The sequence below is a fragment of the Gordonia aurantiaca genome (assembly GCF_039939235.1).
GTDB lineage: Bacteria > Actinomycetota > Actinomycetes > Mycobacteriales > Mycobacteriaceae > Gordonia.
In genome coordinates this window covers 342,502-364,054 of record NZ_JBDUUF010000003.1, presented here as the reverse complement: position 1 = coordinate 364,054, position 21,553 = coordinate 342,502, and the positions used below count along the sequence as shown (strand labels likewise).

The 21,553-nt window shown below is 69.5% G+C and carries 19 protein-coding genes; 11 read left to right on the top strand and 8 right to left on the bottom strand.

Annotation, left to right across the window (positions count from 1 at the left end):
- The first annotated feature begins 1 nt into the window (after position 1).
- From ABFT43_RS09055 to ABFT43_RS09045, 3 genes are read left to right on the top strand one after another with little or no spacing between them, the layout of a single operon-like run.
- The gene (locus ABFT43_RS09055) at positions 2-757 is read left to right on the top strand and encodes a maleate cis-trans isomerase family protein (RefSeq protein ID WP_347960028.1); all 756 of its coding nucleotides are present in this window, start codon (positions 2-4) and stop codon (positions 755-757) included.
- Positions 754-1,152, top strand: coding sequence for a PPOX class F420-dependent oxidoreductase (locus ABFT43_RS09050; protein ID WP_347960027.1), 399 nt, complete (start codon positions 754-756; stop codon positions 1,150-1,152). Before ABFT43_RS09055 ends, ABFT43_RS09050 begins: the two co-directional genes overlap by 4 nt.
- A gap of 47 nt (positions 1,153-1,199) precedes the next feature.
- The gene (locus ABFT43_RS09045; protein ID WP_347960026.1) at positions 1,200-2,147 is read left to right on the top strand and encodes an aminoglycoside phosphotransferase family protein; all 948 of its coding nucleotides are present in this window, start codon (positions 1,200-1,202) and stop codon (positions 2,145-2,147) included.
- A gap of 16 nt (positions 2,148-2,163) precedes the next feature.
- Here the strand turns inward: ABFT43_RS09045 and ABFT43_RS09040 are convergent, their stop codons facing one another.
- The gene (locus ABFT43_RS09040; RefSeq protein ID WP_347960025.1) at positions 2,164-2,910 is read right to left on the bottom strand and encodes a maleate cis-trans isomerase family protein; all 747 of its coding nucleotides are present in this window, start codon (positions 2,908-2,910) and stop codon (positions 2,164-2,166) included.
- A gap of 55 nt (positions 2,911-2,965) precedes the next feature.
- Here ABFT43_RS09040 and ABFT43_RS09035 point away from each other — a divergent pair, with 55 nt between their 5' ends.
- The 4 genes from ABFT43_RS09035 to ABFT43_RS09020 all read left to right on the top strand — a co-directional run bounded on the left by ABFT43_RS09035 (position 2,966) and on the right by ABFT43_RS09020 (position 7,202).
- The gene (locus tag ABFT43_RS09035; protein ID WP_109238581.1) at positions 2,966-4,372 is read left to right on the top strand and encodes an amidase; all 1,407 of its coding nucleotides are present in this window, start codon (positions 2,966-2,968) and stop codon (positions 4,370-4,372) included.
- Positions 4,369-4,875 carry a DUF3830 family protein gene (locus ABFT43_RS09030; protein WP_347960024.1) on the top strand — a complete coding sequence of 169 codons (507 nt, stop codon included), beginning with the start codon at positions 4,369-4,371 and terminating at the stop codon, positions 4,873-4,875. Before ABFT43_RS09035 ends, ABFT43_RS09030 begins: the two co-directional genes overlap by 4 nt.
- Before the next feature lie 14 nt (positions 4,876-4,889).
- Entirely contained in the window at positions 4,890-5,672 is a 783-nt protein-coding gene (locus ABFT43_RS09025; protein ID WP_168703306.1) for a GntR family transcriptional regulator, read from the top strand.
- Between the two features lie 135 nt (positions 5,673-5,807).
- Positions 5,808-7,202, top strand: coding sequence for an MFS transporter (locus tag ABFT43_RS09020; protein ID WP_347960023.1), 1,395 nt, complete (start codon positions 5,808-5,810; stop codon positions 7,200-7,202).
- Between the two features lie 10 nt (positions 7,203-7,212).
- On the opposite strand, the gene ABFT43_RS09015 is transcribed toward ABFT43_RS09020, so the two are convergent.
- From ABFT43_RS09015 to ABFT43_RS08990, 6 genes are all read right to left on the bottom strand, one after another.
- Positions 7,213-8,430: a M20 family metallopeptidase gene (locus tag ABFT43_RS09015; protein ID WP_347960022.1), complete on the bottom strand. Its 1,218-nt coding sequence runs from the start codon at positions 8,428-8,430 to the stop codon at positions 7,213-7,215.
- Complete coding sequence (locus tag ABFT43_RS09010) at positions 8,427-9,671, bottom strand: aminotransferase-like domain-containing protein (RefSeq protein ID WP_347960021.1); 1,245 nt, start codon at positions 9,669-9,671, stop codon at positions 8,427-8,429. Before ABFT43_RS09010 ends, ABFT43_RS09015 begins: the two co-directional genes overlap by 4 nt.
- Positions 9,672-9,681: 10 nt before the next feature.
- Positions 9,682-10,875 (bottom strand): M24 family metallopeptidase, encoded by a 1,194-nt coding sequence (locus tag ABFT43_RS09005; RefSeq protein ID WP_347960020.1) that lies wholly within the window; start codon positions 10,873-10,875, stop codon positions 9,682-9,684.
- 168 nt (positions 10,876-11,043) lie between these two features.
- Positions 11,044-12,549, bottom strand: a complete 1,506-nt coding sequence (locus ABFT43_RS09000; protein WP_347960019.1) for an NAD-dependent succinate-semialdehyde dehydrogenase — start codon at positions 12,547-12,549, stop codon at positions 11,044-11,046.
- Positions 12,546-15,608 carry an FAD-binding and (Fe-S)-binding domain-containing protein gene (locus tag ABFT43_RS08995; protein ID WP_347960018.1) on the bottom strand — a complete coding sequence of 1,021 codons (3,063 nt, stop codon included), beginning with the start codon at positions 15,606-15,608 and terminating at the stop codon, positions 12,546-12,548. Before ABFT43_RS08995 ends, ABFT43_RS09000 begins: the two co-directional genes overlap by 4 nt.
- A 4-nt stretch (positions 15,609-15,612) precedes the next feature.
- Positions 15,613-16,920 carry an aspartate aminotransferase family protein gene (locus ABFT43_RS08990; protein ID WP_347960017.1) on the bottom strand — a complete coding sequence of 436 codons (1,308 nt, stop codon included), beginning with the start codon at positions 16,918-16,920 and terminating at the stop codon, positions 15,613-15,615.
- Between the two features lie 249 nt (positions 16,921-17,169).
- On the opposite strand from ABFT43_RS08990, the gene ABFT43_RS08985 reads away from it, so the two are divergent.
- The 4 genes from ABFT43_RS08985 to ABFT43_RS08970 all read left to right on the top strand — a co-directional run bounded on the left by ABFT43_RS08985 (position 17,170) and on the right by ABFT43_RS08970 (position 20,515).
- Positions 17,170-18,171: a D-2-hydroxyacid dehydrogenase gene (locus ABFT43_RS08985; protein ID WP_347960016.1), complete on the top strand. Its 1,002-nt coding sequence runs from the start codon at positions 17,170-17,172 to the stop codon at positions 18,169-18,171.
- Between the two features lie 37 nt (positions 18,172-18,208).
- A complete protein-coding gene (locus ABFT43_RS08980) occupies positions 18,209-19,171 on the top strand; it encodes a type III secretion system chaperone family protein (protein ID WP_347960015.1) in 963 nt (320 codons plus the stop codon).
- 92 nt (positions 19,172-19,263) lie between these two features.
- On the top strand, positions 19,264-19,845 hold the full coding sequence (gene pyrE, locus ABFT43_RS08975) for an orotate phosphoribosyltransferase (RefSeq protein WP_347960014.1): 582 nt from the start codon (positions 19,264-19,266) through the stop codon (positions 19,843-19,845).
- On the top strand, positions 19,838-20,515 hold the full coding sequence (locus ABFT43_RS08970) for a TrmH family RNA methyltransferase (protein ID WP_347960013.1): 678 nt from the start codon (positions 19,838-19,840) through the stop codon (positions 20,513-20,515). Before pyrE ends, ABFT43_RS08970 begins: the two co-directional genes overlap by 8 nt.
- Before the next feature lie 187 nt (positions 20,516-20,702).
- Here ABFT43_RS08970 and ABFT43_RS08965 read toward each other — a convergent pair whose 3' ends face one another.
- Positions 20,703-21,425: a DedA family protein gene (locus ABFT43_RS08965; RefSeq protein WP_347960012.1), complete on the bottom strand. Its 723-nt coding sequence runs from the start codon at positions 21,423-21,425 to the stop codon at positions 20,703-20,705.
- Between the last annotated feature and the right edge of the window lie 128 nt (positions 21,426-21,553).

Sequence of the window (21,553 nt, the reverse complement as noted above, 5' to 3'; positions counted from 1 at the left end):
CATGACACCGCAGATCGGCATCGGGATGGTGGTCCCGTTCGACATGGCGCTGGACCGCGAACTGTGGCGGTGGATGCCCGACTCGGTGTCGCTCCACTTCACGCGGACCGGTTTCATCGACGCGCCGGTCGACGTCGAACTGTGCCGTGACCTGAACAACCACGCGGAGATCGCCGCCGCGGTCCGTGCCGTCTCGTCGATCGGTCCCAAGGCCTTCGGCTATGCCTGCGCGTCGGGGAGTTTCGTGTACGGCTTGGCCGGGGCGGTGGAGATCTCGAAGTGCATGCTCGCCAACGGCGCCCAGCACGCCGTGACGACCTCCGAGGCGCTGATCCGAGCGCTCGATCTGATGAACGTCGGCACCCTCTCGGTGGCGACTCCGTACACCGCCGCGCTCACCGGGCTGCTGTGCGACTTCCTCGCCGAGTCCGGCCGGACCGTCGCCGCCCAGGCGGGGCTCGGCCGTGACCACGAGATCTGGACCATCCCGTACGCCGTGACGGCAGACCTCATCCGTGCGGCCGACCACCCCGACGCCGAGGCGATCTTCGTCTCCTGCACCTACCTCTGGACCTACGACATCCTCGGCGACCTCGAGGCCGAGCTCGGCAAGCCGATCCTGTCGGCCAACCAGGTGACCGCCTGGGCGACGCTGTGGGACGCGGGTGTGCTCGGCGCCGGCCCCGCCGAGTGGGCGCCGTGCCATGCCCAGTCGTTGTTCGCCCAATCCCTGTTCGCCCGTAGCATTGCGGCATGACCCCTGCGAACTCGACGCCCTTCGGTGAGGCGGGCACTGCGAAGTATGTGCAACTGACGACCTACCGCAAGGACGGCACGCCCCTCTCCTCGCCGGTGTGGGCGGTTCTGGACGGAGATCGGTTGCTCGTGTGGACCGAGACCGAGTCGTGGAAGGTCAAGCGGATCAAGCGGAATCCGAAGGTCGTCGTCCAGGCGTGCGACGTGCGCGGCGGCAACCTCTCCGGCGAGCCCGTGTCCGGTACGGCCGCCGTCCTCGACTCGGCGGGTACCGAGCACGTCCGCAAGAAGCTCATCGAGAAGTACGGAATCCAGGCCCGCGTCCTGACCTTTCTCAGCAGGATTCGGCGCGGCTCCGACGGCACGATCGGCATCGCGATCACGGCCGGGGAGTAGCGGATGCGGTGGTCGCGGTCGGCGGGTCCTGCCCGGCGCATCGGCCGATGATCACCCATTCCGACATCCCGCCGGGGCTGGCGTCGCAGGTCTCGCTCGGCCCGGCCTGGTCGGACTGGCTGCGCCGGTTGCCCTCCACCGCGTCGGCGCTCCTCGACGAGTGGGATCTCCGCCGCGACGGGGATGAACTCTGGCACGGCTTCGAGTCGCTGGTGGTGCCGGTCGTGGGCGGTGACGGACGTGCCGCGGTCCTCAAGGTCGCCTTCGACGGCGACGACGACGGTGCGCAGGAAGCCCTTGCGCTGCAGCACTGGGCCGGCCGGGGTGCGGTGCGGATGCTGCGCGCCGACCCTCGACGGCGCGCCCTGCTGCTCGAGCGCCTCGAACGCCGAGACCTCACCACCGTCGACGACGACACGGCGTGCTCGACGGTCGCGGATCTGTACCGGACCCTGCACATCCCGGCGCCCGGACGGATGACGACGCTCAGCACGCGTCTCGGGCGTTGGCTCGACGGGCTCTCGCGCATGCCGCGCGACGCGCCGATGCCGAGACGCTTTGTCGAGCAGGCGCTCTCGCTCGGGCGGGACCTCGTCACCGACGAGGGGGGCGTGGGGGTGATCGTGCACGGCGACCTGCACCACGAGAACGTCCTCGTCGACCGGTCCGGAGGCGAGAGGGCCTGGGCGGTCATCGATCCGAGCCCGGTGTCGGGGGATCCGCACTATGAGCCGGCGCCCATGCTCTGGAATCGGCTGGATCCCCCGCCGGGCGGAGGCAGGGATCTTCGTGCCGTGATCCGTCGTCGGTTTCACCTCATCGTCGACGCGGCCGGGCTCGATCCCGACCGTGCCCGCGACTGGGTCGTGATGCGGATGATCCTCAACGCGCACTGGTCGATCATGGACGCGCAGAACGCATCTCGTGGACTGACCATGGGCGACCGGGAGTGGATCACCACGTGCATCACGGTCGCGAAGGCGGTTCTGGACTGAACGTTGCGCGGAACGCTTACCGGTTCGTCGAAGAGCGTCGCTGCCGGAACAGCACCCCCAGGTCGGGTGTCGTCGGTGACAGGCCCGCCAGCCGCAGGCCCTGCCAGGCGGTGACCTGGTTGGCGGTGAGGACGGGTTTGCCGGCCTCCTGTTCCAGGCCGGTGATCCAGGTGGCGGTGTGCAGCGCGGTGTCGGGGACCAGGATCGCCTGTGCGTCGGGGTGATCGGCCGCATGGATCATCCCGAACAGTCCGTCGCCGTCGAGGGCGCCGGCCTCGGTGGCGGTCTCGATGTCGTTGGCGCGCAACGAGACCACGTGGACGCCACCGTCGGCGAGAAACCCGATGAACCGGGATGCCAGGGGTTCGGGGTAGGTGGCCGCGATTGCGACGCGCGTGACACCCAGGCTCAGGCACGCGTCGACGAAGGCCAGCGACGTCGACGAGGTGGGGACCCCGGACAGGGCGGCCACGCCGTCTGCCTGCCGGCGGGCGCCGTGGTATCCGTAGACGAAACTCCCACTGGTGCAGGCCCACATGACGGCGGCGGGATCGTGGTGCCCGGCCCTGCGCACGCCGTCGGCGAGACGGTCCGGTTCACCGACCGCCGCCATGGCCTCCACGGTGTGGTCGTCGGAGTCGACATCGGTGATCACCACCGGCAAGCGGATGCCGGCCGCGGAGGTCGAGACCGCGGACTCGATGAGCGAGTAGTCGTCTTCGGCGGCGTGGCCCGGGTAGAGCATCGCGACGGTGGTTGTCACCCGAACACCTCCAAGGTAGATTGTCAACAATCTACCAAACCGATCGAGGGGGTACATGTCCGACACGGCCCGCCGGCTCAGTGCGACGGAGTTGGCCGACGCCTACCGAAGCGGTGAGCTCACGCCGGAGACGGTGGCCGCCGAGCTGCTCGACGCCATCGACGAGGTCGACCCGTCGATCAACGCGTTCTGTCTGCTGGACCGGGACACCACGATCGCACAGGCGCGGGAGTCGGGGGAGCGATTCCGAGCGGGTGCGCCCCTCGGGCCACTCGACGGGGTGCCGGTCAGCATCAAGGATCTGCTGCTCACCAAGGGGTGGCCGACGCTGCGCGGCTCGCTGATGATCCGACCCGATCAGATGGAGTGGGACACCGACGCCCCGGCCGTCGCGCGACTGCGCGAGGCCGGGGCGGTGCTGCTCGGCAAGGTCACCACCCCCGAGTTCGGCTGGAAGGGCGTCACTGACAGCCCGCGGACCGGCGTGACCCGCAATCCCTGGAACACCGAGCGGACGTCGGGCGGGTCGAGCGGGGGCAGCGCGGCGGCCGTCGCGGCGGGGCTCGGGCCCCTGTCGGTCGGCACCGACGGCGGCGGTTCCATCCGGATACCCGCGGCCTACTGCGGCATCGTCGGGCTCAAGCCGACACTCGGTCGCGTCCCGATGTATCCGCCGAGTCCGTTCGCCCCGGTCGCGCACGTGGGGCCGATGACCCGCACCGTCGCCGACTGCGCCGTGCTCCTCGACGTGCTGAGCGGCCCTGATCCCCGTGACTGGTCGGCGCTGCCGCCGCCCGCGCAGACCGCGGTCGAGGCCATCGCGGACGTCCATGACCTGTCCGGCCTGCGTATCGGGTACAGCACGGATCTCGGCTTCGGGACCAACGACGCCGGCGTGCAGGCGAACACCGACCGCGCGGTCTCGGTGCTCGAGCAACTCGGCGCCACCGTCGAGAAGGTCGATCTCGGCTGGGACGATCCGGTGTGGGCCTATCACGTGATCTGGTTCGCCGGCGCCGACGTCGTGGTGCGTGCACTCGGCGACGGCGCCGAGGACAAGGTGGACCCGCTGCTGCTGGAGGCGCTGGAACGCCACCGGGACTTCACGGCGAGCGACTTCGTCGGCGCCACCGCGTTGCGGATGGAGATGGGCACCCAGATGGGCCTGTTCCACCGGGAGTTCGACATCCTGGTGACCCCGGCGATGCCCACCGTCGCGTTCGAGGCCGGCCGTACCGTGCCCGAGGGCTCGGCGTCGCCGGACTGGACGTCGTGGACGCCCTACACCTACCCGTTCAACCTCACCGGACAACCGGCGATCACCGTGCCCAGCGGACTCGTCGACGGCCTGCCGACGGGTGTGCAGTTCGTCGGCGCGCGGCACCGGGACATCATCGTGCTCCGGGTGGCCGCGGCCTATGAGGCCGCCGCCGGATTCGCCACGTTGGGAGACAGGGCATGACCGAGGGTCGCTTCATCACCGTGAAGCTGGAGAAGCGAGGCGTGACCGCGGTCGCGCGCCTGCTCGACGCCGAGGCCCCGCGCACCGCGCAGGCGGTGTGGGACGCCCTCCCGCTCGGCGGGCAGGTGTTCCACGGCAAGTTCGCCCGCAACGAGGTCTACACCCTGCTCCCGGCGTTCGCGCCCGCCGAACCGGGGCCGGAGAACACCACGATCACCCCGATCCCCGGCGACCTCTGCTATTTCACGTTCGACGGGGTTTTGGACAACCCGGCATATGGGTATGACCCTTCCGCCGCACCGGCCGAGCACCGCCTGCTCGTCGATCTGGCAGTGTTCTACGGAAGGAACAATCTGCTGGTCAACGGCGACGTGGGGTGGGTTCCCGGCAACGTGTTCGCGACCATCACCGATGGTCTGGAAGACTTTGCTGCTGCCTGCAACGACGTCTGGATGGGCGGCGCGAGGGGCGAGACGCTCACCTACGCGCGCCTTCAGCGGTGAGAAAGAGGTAGACGGTGACGACGAAGGTGGATGGGCAGACCCCGGGCGCAGAGGAACCGGGACGTCGCCGCAACGCGTCCGGCCAGCGGAAACGCGCCGGTACCACACGTCGTCGCGTCCTCACGCCGCTGGTGCAGGAGTCGACACCGGCGATCATCGCGCGTAAGTTGCACGATGCAATCGCGAACGGAGACTTCCCGCCCGGGTCGCAGTTGACCGAGTCCGGCCTCGCCGCGGACCTGGGGGTGAGTCGCGGGCCTCTGCGTGAGGCCATGCAACGACTCACGGCAGAGGGCCTGCTGGTGAGTCATCGCAACCGCGGTCTGTTCGTGGTGTCGATGGAGGAGGACGACATCCGCGACATGTACGTCGCACGCACGGCGGTCGAACGCGCCGCCGTCGAGCAGGTGATCGCGCACGGCGATCCCGCCGCCGTCGACGCCCTCGGAGAGGCCGTGGAGGCCATGCGCGAGTTCATCGACGAGCCGAACAGCGTGGGAATGGCCGAAGCCGACATGAGATTCCATCAAACCCTGGTGGAACATGCCGAAAGCCAACGGCTTTCGCGCCTGCACGAGACCATACTCGTGGAGACGCGAATGTGCCTGCGAGCCATGCGGGGAACTTATTCCTCGGGAAAGGAACGAATCGACGAACACCAGGCGTTGGTGGACGCCATCGCTGCGGGGGACGCCGGCAGGGCGGACGAGCTGATGATCGCGCACATGGCCGATGGGCTGCGCAGATTGATCGGTGACGGGCCCGAAGCCGGAGACCTCGCAGCCGCCGGGAGCTGAAACAGCCTCGAGCGCTTCATGTTCGCGGGTGGTGAAGGAGCCGCCACCGTGAGCGGGGTCCGCCGTCGCAGCATTGTCCAGGGTCGCGTCGACCTCTCGGGCCCGCTGGCGGCCCGACGAACCCAGGAAGCGCAGATGAGCGATACGAAACCGGTAGACACGTTTGACGAGCTCGCACCAGATCCAGAATCGCCGGAAGGCAGAAAGCTCCTCCACAAGGCCATCGGGGCCTCGGCCATCGGTAACGCCACCGAATGGTTCGACTACGGCGTCTACGCCGCCGCGTCGGTCTATCTGACCCAGGCGTTCTTCCCCGGAGACTACGGAACCATCGGCACCATGCTCGGTTTCGCCGTCTCCTTCGTCCTCCGGCCCCTCGGCGGCATGGTGTGGGGCCCGATCGGCGACCGCATCGGCCGCAAGTCCGTGTTGGCGATGACGATCCTGCTGATCTCCGGGGCCACCGCACTCATCGGCCTCCTGCCGACGCACGCGTCGATCGGTATCTGGGCGCCGATCCTGCTGATCCTGCTCCGCGTCGTCCAGGGCTTCTCCACCGGCGGCGAATACGGCGGCGCCGCAACATTCATGGCCGAGTACGCACCCGACAACAAGCGCGGCAAGTACGGCTCCTTCCTCGAGTTCGGAACCCTCGGCGGCTTCTGCGGCGGCACCGCGTTCGTGCTGTTCCTCCAACTCGGACTGTCGGATTCGCAGATGGACCAGTGGGGTTGGCGAATCCCGTTCCTGTTCGCCCTGCCGCTCGGCCTCATCGGCCTGTACCTGCGGTCGCAGATGGACGACACGCCGGTGTTCCAGGAACTCGAGCAGGAAGACGAGATCACCGGCACCCCGTGGACGCGCTTCAAGGACCTGATGCTGCACTACTGGCAGCCGATCCTGATCATGTTCGGCATGGTGATCGCGCTCAACGTCGCGAACTACACGCTGCTGGCGTATCAGCCGACCTACCTGCAGAACACGATCGGGCTCACCGAGTCGTCGGCCAGTGTGGTGAACCTGATCGGGCAGCTCGCGATGATGGCTCTGATCCCGTTCTTCGGGTGGTGGTCGGATTCGACCGGGCGCAAGCCGATGTGGTGGGGTTCGCTCGTCGGACTCTTCGTGCTCGCGATCCCGCTCTACTGGTTGATGGGACAAGGATTCGCCTGGGCCATCGTCGCCTTCGTGATCCTCGGGGCGTTGTACATCCCGCAGCTGGCCACCATCTCGGCGACCTTCCCGGCGATGTTCCCGACCCAGGTCCGCTACGCAGGCTTCGCGATCTCCTACAACGTCGCGACCGCGGCCTTCGGCGGCACCGCCCCGCTGGTCAACGACGCCGTGGTGGAGGGAACCGGCTGGAGCCTCTTCCCGGCCGCCTACATGATGGGCGCCTGTGCGATCGGCATGATCGCCCTGCTGTTCCTGAAGGAGACCGCGGGATGCTCGATCCGGGGCACCGAGATCCCCAGCAAGGAGAACGACTTCCGCGAGCTGCAGAAGCGGCTGGCGGAGGCGAAGGCCTAGGGTCGAACGGCTAGGGCCGGCCCAGCATCCTCAGCCCGGCGAGCGCGTACGCCTTTGCCGCCGTGACCAGATCGGCGACGGCGACCGACTCGTCGGGCTGATGGGCCTCGGTGTTGATGTTGCCCGGCCCCAGCACGATCGACGGGATGCCGAGGTCGCGGCTGACGAAACCGCCGTCGCACGCAGCACTCCAACCGCCGACCGAGGTGGCGGCACCGGCATCGGTGACCGCGCCGACCGCGGTGGTGACGAGCGGATGGTCGGCGGCGGTGGCGAAGCCGGGCATCTCCATCGTCACGCGGACGTCGACGGTGATCCCGTCGGTGTCGATCTGCCTGTCCCGGATCGTCTTCCGCAACTGTTCGGCGATGGCGTGCGGGTCCTCGTCGGGCATGAGACGGCGGTCGATCCCGAGGGAGCAGTTCGGGGCGACCACCGAGATCCCCTGGCCGCCGGCGATGGTCCCGACGTTCCAGGTGCCGTACCCGAGCAGGTCGTCGGCGGACCCGGCCAGGCGCTCCTGATCGGCGCGGATGATCTCGACGATCGCCGCGGCCGCGTTGATGGCCGACCGGCCGTCGGCGGGACGGCCGGAGTGCGCGGCCCGGCCGGTCACGTCGATCTCGATGTACGACGCCCCGCGGCAGCCGCGCACCACCTGCATGTTCGTCGGCTCCGCCACCACGCAGCCCAGGAACTCGTGATCGGCGGGCCGGGACACGTGATCGCGCACCCCGATGCCGTGTTCCTCCTCGTCGACCGTGCAGACCAGGCGAACCGGCCCGGACAGCTCGACGCCGAAGTCACCGGCCCGCGAGAGAGCGCTCATCGCGGCGACGACCGAGGCGAGTCCGCCCTTCATGTCGGTGGTGCCGCGCCCGATGAGCAGGCCGTCGTGGTTGCGGACCCGATACGGATCGCCGGTCCAGTTGGGGCCCGCGGGCACGACGTCGGAATGCCCGAGGAACATCAGCCCGGGGCCGCCACCTGCGGGCAGGGTCGCGACCAGGTTGGGCCGCGCGGGCGCGACCTCGTGGGTTTCGACGGCCAGACCGAGGGACAGACATGCCTTCTCCAGCACATCGACGGCGGCTGCCTCGGTGCCGCCGGGATTCTCGCTCGGCGCCTCGACCAGCGCCGTCGTCAACGCGACGATCGCGGTCTCGTCGATCAGATCGAGAACGCCCCGCTCGGCTCGGCTCAGGTCGGGTTCCGATGCATCGCTCACCGTGCCATCTTCTCAAGACTCGAGGTGAGGCGTCGAACGCCTTCGTCGATCCGGTCCGGGGTGCTCGACGCGAAGCACAGTCGCATCGAGTTGCGGAAGCGCCCGCCCGGCGAGAGCGCGGGGCCCGGGATGAAGGCGACGCCGTCGGCCAGCGCGACCTCGAAGAGCTCGCGGGTGTCGATCTCGGCGAACTCATCCTGCAGGGTGACCCACAGGAAGAAGCCGCCTTCGGGGTCCGTGGTGGTGACCCGGTCGCCGAGGTGACGTGCGATGGCGTCGAGCATCGCGTCCTTGCGTTCGCGGTAGAGCCTGCGTATGCTGGCGAGATGGTCTTCCAGCCCGCCGCGGGCGATGTACTCGGCGACGATGTGCTGGTTGGGGACGTTGGTGCAGGTGTCCATGGCCTGCTTGCCGTTGATCAGCAGCTGGCGCAGCGACGGATCCGCGTCGACCCAGCCGACGCGCCACCCGGGCGCCAGGATCTTGGAGAACGTCCGCACGGAGAAGACGAGCGGGTCGCCGGGGCTGAGGGTCTGGAAGGTCGGGATGTCGGTGCCGGCGAAACGCAACAGGCCGTACGGGTCGTCATCGATGATGACCGCACCCCAGGTGTGGGCCAGGCGCAGCAGTTCGCGGCGGCGCTCCTCGGAGAGCGTCACCCCGGACGGGTTCTGGAAGGTCGGGATCGTGTAGATCGCCTTCGGCGTCTGCCGGGTGCGCGCGACGAGGTCCTCGAGCTGGTCGACCTGCATGCCGTCGTCGTCGACGGGGACCTCGAGGAGCTGAGCGCCATAGGAGAGCGCGGTCGCGCTGCCGTTGGTGTAGGTGGGGGATTCGACGACGACCAGGTCGCCGGGGTCGACGAAGAGCTTGCAGGCGAGGTCGAGGCCCTGCATACCGCCGGTGGTGATGACCAGCCGATCGTGCGACGACGGATCCGGGGTGGTCGCCAGGTAGTCGACCAGCAGTTGGAGCAGCCGCGGTTCCCCCTCGGTTGCGCCGTAGGTGAACGAGGTGTTGTCGAGGATCTCGCCGGCGATCTGGCGGAACTCGTGGGCGGGGACCGCCTCGTCGGCCGGGGCACCCATCGCGAAACGCACGATGTCGTGGGACTGGGCGGCCAGCAGGGAGGTCGAGGAATCGATCATCGACCCGACGAGGTCCTTCGCGCGGCCCGCCAGCGGCAGGGTGGGGGCGGAGTTGCGCACGTCGTGGAGGGAGTCGTTTGCGGTTGTGGTCATGTCGCGCACCTCATTTCCGGATCAGCTTCCGCGGGAAGGACGTGAAACACTCGACGCCGGTGGGGCTCACCCGCACCGACTCGGAGAGTTCGAATCCGTAGTTGTCCATCCACATGCCGCAGACGATGTGGAAGGTCATGTTGGTCTCGAGGATCGTCTCGTCCTCGCTGCGGATGCTGATGGTGCGCTCACCCCAGTCCGGGGGATAGCCGATGCCGATGGAATAGCCCAGCCTCGAGGGCTTTTCGAGACCGTACTTGGCCAGCGTCCAATTCCAGGTGGACGCCAGCTCCTTGGTGGCGACACCGGGCCGGATCGCCTCGAGCACGTTCTCCAGGCCCTCGGCGGTCGCATTCGCCACGTAGTCGAGATCCTTGTGCGGCGTGCCCAGCGACACGGTGCGCGCCAGCGGACAGTGATAGCGGTTGTGTGCGCCGGTGAGCTCGATGACGACGGCCTCGTCGGAGACGAAAGTGCCCTGGTGCCAGGTGAGATGCGGGGTGTCGGCGGCCGCGCCGGTCGGCATCATCGGCACGATCGCCGGGTAGTCACCGCCGTAGTCGGGGGTGCCGGTGATCTGCGCCTGCGAGATCGCCGCGGCGGCATCGCATTGCCGCACACCGACATCGATGGTGTCGATGGCCGCCTGCATCGCCTCTGTGCACACCTCGCCGGCGTGCCGCATCAGCTCGACCTCGGCCTCCGACTTCACCGATCGCACCCAGTTGACCAGTTCGAAGCAGTCGACGAGCTTCCACTCCGGGATGGCGTTGACGAGCGCGCGATACGCCTTGGGGGAGAAGAAGTGCGAGTCCATCTCCAGTCCGACGCACCCGCCGCGTGATGCCGGGGCTATCAGGTGCCGCTGGCGCAGCGACCAGGCGACCCAGTCGAACGGATGGACGTGGGGGCGGTGCACGTAGCTCTCCGGGTAGCCGACGATCTGGTCGTCGGGCAACCAGGTCGTGCGATGGGCGCCGCGGGCGTCCATCTCCCGCGCGTAGAACACCATGTCGCCCTCGATCGGCACGAACAGCATCTGCGGGGTGTAGAACGACCAGGCGTTGTATCCGATCAGGTAGAAGATGTTCGCCGGATCGGTGACGATGATCGCCGTCAGCCCCTGCCGGTCCATCCGTTCGCGGACCCGCGTCAGGCGCTGTTCGTACTCGCTGTCGGTGAACAGCTGGGTGCCGAGGTACATGCGCTGCTCCTCACCGGTTCAAGGGTTGTCGGCGGTCTGTCCTGCGGATTCTGGTTGGTGGCGGAACTTCTCGGGGCCGGATCCTTCTGGGCCGGATCTTTCTGGGCCGGATCCTGGCGGCGTCGGGGCTTGTCGGGTCCGGTGCCGGGACGTGCCGGGGCCGGTCTGTCAGGGCCGGATGGGCGAGGCCGTGTACTTCATGTCGAGGAACTCCTCGATACCCACGCGGCCGCCCTCGCGGCCGAGGCCGGACTCCTTGACCCCGCCGAAGGGAGCAGCCGGATTCGAGACGAGTCCGGTGTTGACCCCGACCATACCGGCTTCCAGCGCCGCCGACAGGCGAGCGCAACGATCGACGTCCTGGCTGAACAGGTAGGCCACCAGACCCCACTGGGTGTCGTTGGCGAGCGTCACGACCTCGTCGTCGGCGGCGGGATCGAGCGGGTTCTGCGCGTCGCCGAACGGGATGATCGCGGCGACCGGCCCGAAGATCTCGGTGTGCACGAGGTCGGCGTCGAGGCCGACGCCGGTCAGCACGGTCGGCGGGTAGAAGGAGCCCGGGCCCTCGATCGGTGAGCCGCCGCAGACGATCTGCGCGCCCTTGGCCACCGCGTCGTCGACCAGCGCGGCGACCTTGCCGACCGCCTTCGGCTCGACGAGGGGGCCGACCTGGGTGCCCTCGGCTGCGCCGTCGCCGACCTTCAGCGCCGACATCTTCGCGGCGAACGCCTCGGTGAACTCGTCGATCACGCTGCGGTGCACGAAGACCCGGTTGGCGGCGGTGCAGGCCTGCCCGGTGTTGCGCATCTTGGCGACCATCAGGCCGTCGACGGCGCGGGGGATGTCGGCATCGGCGCACACGATGAACGGGGCGTTGCCGCCGAGCTCCATCGACGTCCGCATCACGGTGCCGGCGGCCTGACGCAGCAGGATCTTCCCGACCTCGGTGGAACCGGTGAAGCTGATCTTGCGGGCCAGCCCGCTGTCCATCCACTCGGTGACCACGGTCGACGGATCCGACGTGGTGACCACGTTCAGCACGCCGGCCGGCAGTCCGGCCTCGACGAGGATGTCGGCGAGCAACAGCGTGGTGAGCGGGGTGAGTTCGGCGGGCTTGAGCACCATCGTGCAGCCGGCGGCGACCGCGGGCCCGATCTTGCGGGTTCCCATGGCGAGCGGAAAGTTCCACGGCGTGATGAGGATGCACGGGCCGACCGGCTGCCTGCTCACCACGATGCGGTGCCCGCCGTCGCCGGTGGTGGTGTGGTCGCCGCCGATGCGAACGGCCTCCTCGGCGAACCAGCGGAAGAACTCGGCGCCGTAGGCGACCTCGCCCCTGGCCTCCGCGAAGGGCTTGCCCATCTCGGCGGTCATCACCGAGGCGATCTCGTCGGCCCGATCGATGATGAGTTGGTATGCGCGGTAGAGGATCTCGCTGCGGTTGCGCGGCGAGGTCGCAGCCCATCCGGCCTGATGCGCCGCGGCCGTCTCGATGGCGCGTCGCGCGTCCGCGGTATCGGCGTCGGCGACCTGCGCGAGTCGTTCACCGGTGGCGGGGTTGAGGACGTCGAAGCGATCACCCGATGCGGCCGGCGACCACCGGCCGTCGATGAAGAGGTCGGTGTGGATGGACGAGATGATCTCACGGACTGGGGAATTCGCTACTGCGGTCATGATCGGGCGCTCCTCGAACGGGGTGTGGTGTGCTGCGCTGGGGGGTTGTCGGTCGGGGGTGTGAGCAGTTCGGCCAGGTGGACGCCACGCACGTCACCTGCGCCGGCGAGGTCGTCGTCGACCGCGGCGAGATGGTCGACCGCCATCGCGCAACTGAACCCGTCGGTGACGACGGGCCGGTGCGGATCGTCGCGGAGTGCAGGTGCCAGGGCGTTCTCGGCGACGGCCATGCTGACCTCGTAATGGCCCTTTTCGAAGCCGAAGTTGCCCGCCACGCCGCAGCATCCCTCGGCGGCGTGGACGGTCACGCCGAGCCACTCGAGCGCGGCGGTGCCGGTGCGGGCGCCGAAGACCGCGTACTCGTGGCAATGGGTCTGCAGGGTCACCTCGTCGGGGAGGTGCGGTGGCCGCCAACCGGCGTCGAGCAGGGTCGGGAGGTACGACGCGAAGCTGCGGACGCGGGCTGCGACGCGTCGTGCGGCGTCGGTGGGGACGAGCTCGGGCAGGTCCTCGGCCAGGGCGGCGGCGCAGCTGGGCTCGGGCAGGACGATGGGTCGGTCGGTGCCGTCGTCGAGGCTCTCCGCGGTGCGCCGCAGGGTGCGTGAGGCCTTGTTCAGCTGGCCGGTGGAGATCCACGTCAGGCCGCAGCAGTTCTCCGCGGTGCAACCCACCCGGTCCCCGGTGGCGCCGAGGACCTCGGCGGCGGCGGACGCGACCTGCGGACGGAATGCCTTGGTGAACGAGTCGACGAACAGGATGACCTGCGAGTCCGCCGACACTCCCGGCAGGCCGTCGAGATGCTCCTTGCGGGCGCGGCGCGTGGCGAAGGCGGGCATCGTGCGGCGGGGGTCGATGCCGCCGACCCGGGCGGCCAGGCCACCGAGTTTCGAGGACAGGGCCAGGTTGATCAGCGGCGCGGCCACACCCGCCGCGGACAGCCAGGCCGGCATCCAGCCCAGGGAGTAGTGCGACAGCGGACGCAACCGGCGCCGATAGTGGTGGTGGAAGAACTCCGACTTGTAGGTCGCCATGTCGACGCCGGTCGGGCAGTCGGTGGAGCATGCCTTGCAGGACAGGCACAGGTCCAGGGCCTCGCGGACCGCGGGTGAGCGCCAGCCCTCGTCGATCGACGGGGCGGTGCGCACCATGTCCTGCAGGACACGCGCACGGCCGCGCGTCGAGTCCTTCTCATCGCGCGTGGCCCGGTAACTGGGGCACATCACACCGGTCGTGTCGGCGCGGCAACGTCCGACGCCGATGCAACCCTGCACCGCGTGGACGAAGGGATCGACGAACGGCAACTCCGAACCGCCCCCGGAATCCACCCCTGACGGGGCCGCCGCCGACATCGTGTCGTCGGCCCCGCCGCCGGGGGCGGTCCCCCGGGGCGCATTGCGGTGGGACCGGCCGAGGGCGAAGGCGGTCGGCCAGTCGCGCCGCGGCACGTCGGCCAGCGCGAGGTCGGCGGAGATCGGCGGCGGATCGACGATGCTGCCCGGGTTGAGGACGCCCGACGGGTCCCAGATCGTCTTGAAGCGGGCGAACGCCGTCAGCATCGCCGGTGAGTACATGATGGGCAGCAACGAAGACCGGGCGCGGCCGTCGCCGTGCTCACCGGACAGTGAACCACCGTGCCGGACAACGAGTTCCGCGGCGTCCGTACAGAAACGCGCCATCACCGCACGGCCCTCGGGAGTGCGCAGGTCGAAGGTGATGCGGACGTGCATGCAACCGGCGCCGAAGTGGCCGTACATGACACCGGTCAGGCCGTGACGGTCGAGGAGTGCGGCGAATTCGTCGAGGTAGTCCGCCAGGCGTTCGGGGGCGACGGCGGCGTCCTCCCAGCCCGGCCAGGACTCGTACCCGCTGCCGGCGTTCTCGTCGTCGGGATCGGCGAGACGCGAGGAGAGTCCGGCGCCGTCCTCGCGGACCCGCCACAGCGCCTTGCGGCGGGACGGGTCGTCGACGATCGTCGCGTCGATCATGCGGCCCTGCGCGCGCAGATGGTCGAGGAGCCGTTCGGCCGTCGTCGGGGCATCGGATTCGCCTTGGGCCGCGGCACTTTCGGAGTCGACGTCGATGAACAGCCAGGCCGCTCCCTCAGGCAGTCCGGCGACGGTGTCGCGACCCCGCCGGGCGGCCATGGTGGCGACGATCTTCTCGTCGATGCCCTCGATCGCGGAGGGGGCGAACGGCAGGATCGCCGGCACGTCCCGTGCGGCGTCGGAGGGGGAGCGGTAACCGACGCAGATCAGCAGCTGCGAGGTCGACACCGGGACGAGTCGCACCTTCGCGGACACGACGATCGCGCAGGTGCCCTCGCTGCCGACCAGTGCGCGGGCGACGTCGAACCCGTTCTCCGGCAACAGTCGTGCGAGGTGATACCCCGACACCTGGCGCGGGATGGTCTCGAGTTCGGTGCGCAGGATGGCGAGGTTCTCCGCTGCGAGTTCGCGCAGCTCGGCAGTGATCTCGGCCGCGCGCGCCGCGGCGTCGCGATCGTCTGGGACGGTGGGGTACAGACCGTCGCGGGTGGCGGTGAGCAGCAGTCCCTCGGCGGTGACGACGTGCAGTTCGACGACGTGATCGCTGGTGCGCCCGTAGCGGACCGAGTGGTTTCCGCACGCGTCGTTGCCGATCGCGCCGCCCAGCGTCGCACGGGATGCCGACGATGGATCGGGCGCGAAGGTGAGTTGTCCATCCGTTGCGCGCCGGGCCTCGGCGGCGAGCGAGGTGAGCACGATGCCCGCACCGGCGACCGCGGTGGCGGACCCGGCGTCGACCGACATCACCCGGTTCATGTGGCGTGACAGGTCGATGACGACGCCCGGTCCGATCGCGTTGCCCGCCATGGATGTTCCGCCGCCGCGCGCGACGATCGGGATACCTGCCGCCCGGCACCTCCGGACGATCGTCGCGACCTCGTGTGCCGAGCGCGGGAACGTCACCGCCAGCGGCGGGATGCGGTAGTTGGAAGCGTCGTAGGAGTATTCGGCGATCCGGCGCGGCGACGCGTCGGCATCGATGCCGAGTGAGGCGAGTTCGACTGCGATGTCCACCGGCCTAACCTAGTGCGGTGTCGAGCGCAGCCCCGAATCGGGCCACACCCAGATCGATCTCCTCGGCGGTCACGACCAGCGCCGGGATGAGGCGCACCACGTTGCCGGCCGGACCGCAGGTCAGGGTCAACAGGCCCTGGTCGGTGGTGGCCTGCTGGACGGCGACGGCCGCCGCGGCGTCGGGCGTCCGGTTGCCGGACTCGTCCGTCGTGACGAACTCGACACCCGCCATGAGCCCCAGGCCGCGGACGTCGCCGACGCGCGGGTGCCGCGCGCAGACCTCACGCAGGCCGGCGAGGAGTTGCTCGCCCCGCACACGGGCGTTCTCGACGAGGTCCTCGTTCTCGATGACCTCGAGTGTGGCGATCGCGGCGGCGGCGGCCACGGCGTTCCCGCCGTAGGTTCCGCCCTGGGATCCGGGCCACGCCTTGCCCATCAGTTCGGTCGGAGCGGCGATCGCCGAGATGGGGAAGCCGGACGCGAGACCCTTGGCGGTGATGAGGATGTCGGGGATCAGGCCCTCGGCGTGCTGGTGCCCCCAGAACCTTCCGGTGCGCCCGAACCCGGCCTGCACCTCGTCCAGGATGAGCAGGATGCCGTGCCGGTCGGCGCGTTCGCGCAGGCCCTGCAGGAAGCGTGGCGGCGTCGGCAGGTAACCGCCGTCGCCGAGGACGGGTTCGATGAGGAACGCTGCGGTGTCGTTCGGGGCGACGCGTGACTGCAGTAGGTAGTCGAGCTCGCGCAGGGCGAAGTCGACGGCGGTGTCGGTGTCCCAGCCGTAGCGGAACGCGTAGGGGAACGGCGCCATGTGCACGCCGCTCATCAGCGGGGAGAACCCGGCGGAGAAGCGGGTGCCCGCGGTGGTCAGGCTCGCGGCGGCGACGGTGCGCCCGTGGAAGCCGCCCTGGAAGACCACGATGTTCGGCTTTCCGGTGGCCATGCGCGCCAGGCGGATCGCGGCCTCGACGGCCTCCGAACCGGAGTTGGCGTAGAAGACCGAGTCCAGGCCGAGGGGGAGGACACCTCCGAGACGCCTGGTCAGCTCGAGCAGGGGTGGATGCATCACCGTCGTGTACTGCGCGTGGATCACCTTGGCGCACTGGGCCTGTGCGGCCGCGACGACGTGCGGGTGGCAGTGGCCGGTGCTGGTGACGCCGATGCCGGTGGTGAAGTCGAGGTAGTCGCGGCCGTCGGTGCCGTGAATCCACGAGCCCTGGGCGTGGTCCACGACCACGGGCGTGGCCTGCTTCAGCACCGGGCTCAGCGTGGCCGTCTGGTCGGTGCGGATCGGGGGGTCAACGCTCGTGGTCATGGGTACACCGTGACGGTCGATCGTCTGATTGTCAACAATTCGACAGTTGCGTCCGCCATCGACGGAGAAAGCGCAGGTCAACCCTCGGGTGCTTCGAGTGCGGAGCTCAGGCGATGCAGTGCGGTCAGTGCCTGCTCCCTGTCAATGGTGGGCGGGTGGACGCGCATGTCGCGGGGTGCGTCGCGGGGGCTTCGTGGGTCGTCGCCCGTGTTCCTCGCGCCGGGGGCGGCGCGGGGTTACGGTGGCGACATGAGCACCCGCCGCCCGGTCCTCGCGCTCCTCGGCGCCCCCGGTGTGCCGCAGCCCCACAATCTCGCTCAGCTCGCCGAGCTCGCCGAGCTGCGGCATTGTGTCGCAGACGATCTCGCGCAGGAGCTGCCCGGTGCCGACGTTCTGGTGTTGTGGGACTTCTTTTCTCGCGCGCTCGCCGACCACTGGGGTGAGGCGACCTCGGCGCTGCGGTGGGTCCATGTCTGCGCCGCAGGCGTCGACTCGTTGCTGTTCGACGAGCTGACGGCGTCGGATGTCGTGGTGACCAATGCGCACGGCGTCTTCGACCGTCCCATCGCGGAGTTCGTCCTCGCCTCGATCCTGGCTCGGGACAAGCGATTACACGAGTCGATGGCACTGCAGCGCGACCACGTCTGGAAGCATCGCGAGACCGTTGGCACGTCACGGACCTCGGCGCTGGTCATCGGCACCGGCGGCATCGGGCGGGCCACGGCGCGCCTGCTGCGCGCGGTGGGCATGCGGGTCGTCGGCGCGGGGCGGACCGTGCGGGAGACCGACGATGACTTCGGTCGGGTGATCCCGACCGCCGAACTCGTCGACCACGTCGGGGCGTTCGACAACGTGGTGTCCATCGCGCCGCTGACCCCGCAGACCCGGCAGATGATCGACGCCCGGGTGCTCGCGGCCATGAAACCCGGGGCGCACCTGATCAACGTCGGGCGCGGCGAACTGGTCGACGAGTCGGCACTCGTCGACGCCCTGCGCAGCGGACACCTCGGGGCCGCGTCGCTCGACGTCTTCGAGACCGAGCCGCTGCCCGCCGACAGTCCGCTGTGGGACCTGCCCGGCGTCGCCATCTCGGCGCACATGAGCGGAGACGCCGTCGGGTGGCGCGATGCGCTGGCCGATCAGGTCCTCGACAACCTGCGCCGATACGTGGCCGCGGAGGGTCGGGATCTCGCCGATTCGCTGGTCAACGTCGTGGACAAGGAACGCGGATACCGAACCGGAGGCGGATGACGTCGTCGTGGGCATGCCGATAGTAGGCTGTAGCGCGATGGCCACCGTCTATTTCCTCATCGCCGCCGTGGCACTCGCCGGTGCGGGTCTGTTGCTATGGCTCGACCGGAGACGTTCCAGCGTTGCGCGGCACCAGCGTGCGATCTGGGGGGATGAGCACGAGTTCAAGTTCCGCGAGACGGACACCAAGCTACGCAAGGTGTTCCGCCGGGCGACGATGAACGTCCCCGACCACGTCGAGGTCCGAGACGTGGCCTATGGCCACTTCGCGGGTGCCGAGGCCGTGGTCTTCGACCTCGCCGAGACCGCGACCGTCATCGCGGTCCGCCGTTCCTCGCCGTCTCCGGTCGTCGTCGACCTGCGCCACGAGGACGTGCTCGCGCCGGCCGAAGAGGACGTCGAACTCCTCGGCGCGATGGGTCCGCGCGTCATGTTCTCCAACAACCTCGATGTCGCGCGCCGCGTCTGCGACCGCCGGATGGTCGCGCTGGCCAACAAGGCGCCCGCGTTCATCGAGGTGCTGTGGAACGAGGGCAACTGGGCGCTCGGTTCGATGCCGCTGACCAATGATCCCGCCAGGCTCAACACCGGCCTCGAGGTCGTTCGTCGCTTCGCCGACCTGCTGCGCGTGCTGCCGCCGCTGCGCGACCCGGAGGACACTCCCGATCCGCGCGACCCGCACGGTCCGACCCGCGCCGAGCTCGCCGACGAGAAGACCGAGTCGATGCGCGACAAGGAGCGCCGTCGCCGGCAGGCCGCCGCCGCGGCCGGTGAACCCGCGCCGGCCACCCGGGCCGGCGTCCCGCCGACCTCGACGCGCAAGCCGGCCCCGGCCGCTCCCACCGCGACCCCGCCCACCACGGTGAAGCCCGCGTCGACCGCCGGACGCGGCATGTCCCCGATGCCGGTCCGCGGAACGGCATCGCGCAAACCCGTCGACGAGGAGACGCCGCGCCGTGCGCCCGAACCCGGCGAGCGTCCCAACCGGCATCGCAGCTGACACGCGGATTCGCCGGTTCCGCGGCTCGGTAGGGTAGTCAGTCGTCCACAACCGCAGGCCGTGAGCCGCAGAGTTCGAGAGTGAGTGGTCCCATGTCCTCGTCATCGCCGGTATCCGACGCCACGCCGCCGCAGGTCGATGCGGATGCGAGGACACGGCTCGCCGAGCTCGTCCGAGAGCTCGCCGTCGTCTTCGGCAAGGTGACGCTGTCGTCGGGCAAAGAGGCCGACTACTACGTCGACCTCCGCCGCGCGACCCTGCACCACGAGGCGTCGCCGCTGATCGGCCGCCTCATGCGCGAGCTCACCGCCGACTGGCAGTACGACTCGGTGGGCGGCCTGACCCTCGGCGCCGACCCCGTCGCGACGTCGATCATGCACGCCGACGGTCGCCCCATCGACGCGTTCGTGGTGCGCAAGGCCGCCAAGACCCACGGCATGCAGCGCCGCATCGAGGGACCCGACATCGCCGGGCGCAACGTGCTCATCGTCGAGGACACCAGCACCACCGGCGCCTCGCCGTCGACCGCGGTCGAGGCCGCGCGTGAGGCCGGCGCCAACGTCATCGGCGTCGCGACCGTCGTCGACCGGGCGACCGGCGCCGACGAGGTCATCACCGGGTTGGGGGTGCCGTACCGGTACCTGCTCGGACTCTCCGATCTCGGCCTTGCCTGACGCACGCGAGCACGGTCCCGGTCCCACCGAATGGGTGACCGGCCCGCCGGTGGGCGTCGGCCCCTGGCACGTCGAGCACCCCGGTGAGCCGGTCCCGGACGACGACCGGTTCGACCCCGAACTGCTCGCCGAGGGGGACACCCGCAACGTCGTCGACGCCTACCGCTACTGGAAGCGGGAGGCGATCGTCGCCGACATCGACACCAGGCGTCATCCGCTGCACGTGGCGATCGAGAACTTCGCGCACGACGCCAACATCGGCACCGTCGTCCGCACGGCCAACGCCTTCGCGGTCGCGGCGGTCCACATCGTCGGACGACGACGCTGGAACCGGCGCGGCGCGATGGTGACCGACCGCTACCAGCACCTCATGCATCACGACACGGTCGCCGGGCTCATCGACTGGGCGCGGGAGCAGGGGCTGGCCGTGGTCGCCGTCGACAACACACCGGGATCGGTCCCGCTGGAGACGGTGGAGCTACCGCGCGAATGCGTCCTGTTGTTCGGTCAGGAGGGCCCGGGCGTCAGCGACGACGCGCAGCGCCGGGCGGACATGACGGTGTCGATCGCGCAGTTCGGCTCGACCCGCAGCATCAACGCCGGCGTGGCCGCGGGAATCGCGATGCACGCGTGGATCCGGCAACACGCGGATCTCGACCGGGCCTGGTAGATCCGGTCCGGAGTCGTCCGGCCCGGTTCGCTGGATGGTGATCCGTTCACACGCGACCGGTGCGTCGTCCACGCGTCCTGCGGCGGGCAAGGGCCGCTGCGAATCGCGTCCCGCCGCACGATGGCCGCCGCTTGATGGCTGCCGCGTCGACGAGCGCAAATGGCGCGTGCGCTCGCCGACGAGCGATTCAGAGCGAGTCGGTCGCCTCGGTGGGGGCGGCGGCGTCGACGGCGGCAGCGGCCTCCTTGGCGGCGCGCCGACGCCGGTACCACTCGATGAACATCGGCAGCACCGAGACCAGGACGATCGCGATGAAGATCGGCTCGATGAGCTTCTGCACGAACTCGAAGCGGCCCAACCAGTAGCCGAGCAGCGTGATGCCCGCTCCCCAGACGATGGCGCCGACCACGTTGTAGACGAAGAAGATCGGATACTTCATGCGCGCCGCGCCGGCCACGATCGGGGCGAGGGTGCGGACGATCGGCACGAATCGGGCCAGGAAGATGGTGATCGGGCCGCGCTGCTCGAAGAACTCGTGCGCCTCGAGGAGGTAGCGCTCCTTGAGGAAGCGGGCATCGGGCTTGAACATGCTGGTCCCGATGTACCGGCCGATCCAGTAACCGATCTGGCCACCGATGATCGCGGCGATGGGGATGAAGATCAGCAGCTGCCACAGCGAGGCGAACTTGTCGATGCCGTCCTTGCCGCCGGCCGCGACGACCATGCCGGCGACGAACAGCAGCGAGTCGCCCGGCAGGACGGGGAAGAGGACTCCGGACTCGATGAGGATGACCAGGAGCAATCCCCAGAAAGCCCAGGCGCCGAAGTATCCGAGCAGCGTGACCGGGTCGAGGAAACCCGGCATGAGGGCGACGGTCGTCGTGGTCTGGGCGAGTGCGGAGTCGATCACGGAAACCCAGAGTACCCATCGAGGCGACCTGGGCAGAATCTCGCGGAGCCGGCACCGCACGATCGAACGGGCAACGACGCGTCGGCGAGGACATCCCCGAACGTCGCCGCTGCGGCGACGGCGCTCAC

What these genes read in the sequence shown, in the direction of transcription:
- ABFT43_RS09055 (WP_347960028.1), top strand. Translation starts at nt 2, where the DNA reads ATGACACCGCAGATCGGCATCGGGATGGTGGTCCCGTTCGACATGGCG.
- ABFT43_RS09050 (WP_347960027.1), top strand. Translation starts at nt 754, where the DNA reads ATGACCCCTGCGAACTCGACGCCCTTCGGTGAGGCGGGCACTGCGAAG.
- ABFT43_RS09045 (WP_347960026.1), top strand. Translation starts at nt 1,200, where the DNA reads ATGATCACCCATTCCGACATCCCGCCGGGGCTGGCGTCGCAGGTCTCG.
- ABFT43_RS09035 (WP_109238581.1), top strand. Translation starts at nt 2,966, where the DNA reads ATGTCCGACACGGCCCGCCGGCTCAGTGCGACGGAGTTGGCCGACGCC.
- ABFT43_RS09030 (WP_347960024.1), top strand. Translation starts at nt 4,369, where the DNA reads ATGACCGAGGGTCGCTTCATCACCGTGAAGCTGGAGAAGCGAGGCGTG.
- ABFT43_RS09020 (WP_347960023.1), top strand. Translation starts at nt 5,808, where the DNA reads ATGAGCGATACGAAACCGGTAGACACGTTTGACGAGCTCGCACCAGAT.
- ABFT43_RS09010 (WP_347960021.1), bottom strand. Translation starts at nt 9,671, where the DNA reads ATGACCACAACCGCAAACGACTCCCTCCACGACGTGCGCAACTCCGCC.
- ABFT43_RS09005 (WP_347960020.1), bottom strand. Translation starts at nt 10,875, where the DNA reads ATGTACCTCGGCACCCAGCTGTTCACCGACAGCGAGTACGAACAGCGC.
- ABFT43_RS09000 (WP_347960019.1), bottom strand. Translation starts at nt 12,549, where the DNA reads ATGACCGCAGTAGCGAATTCCCCAGTCCGTGAGATCATCTCGTCCATC.
- ABFT43_RS08990 (WP_347960017.1), bottom strand. Translation starts at nt 16,920, where the DNA reads ATGACCACGAGCGTTGACCCCCCGATCCGCACCGACCAGACGGCCACG.
- ABFT43_RS08985 (WP_347960016.1), top strand. Translation starts at nt 17,170, where the DNA reads ATGAGCACCCGCCGCCCGGTCCTCGCGCTCCTCGGCGCCCCCGGTGTG.
- ABFT43_RS08980 (WP_347960015.1), top strand. Translation starts at nt 18,209, where the DNA reads ATGGCCACCGTCTATTTCCTCATCGCCGCCGTGGCACTCGCCGGTGCG.
- pyrE (WP_347960014.1), top strand. Translation starts at nt 19,264, where the DNA reads ATGTCCTCGTCATCGCCGGTATCCGACGCCACGCCGCCGCAGGTCGAT.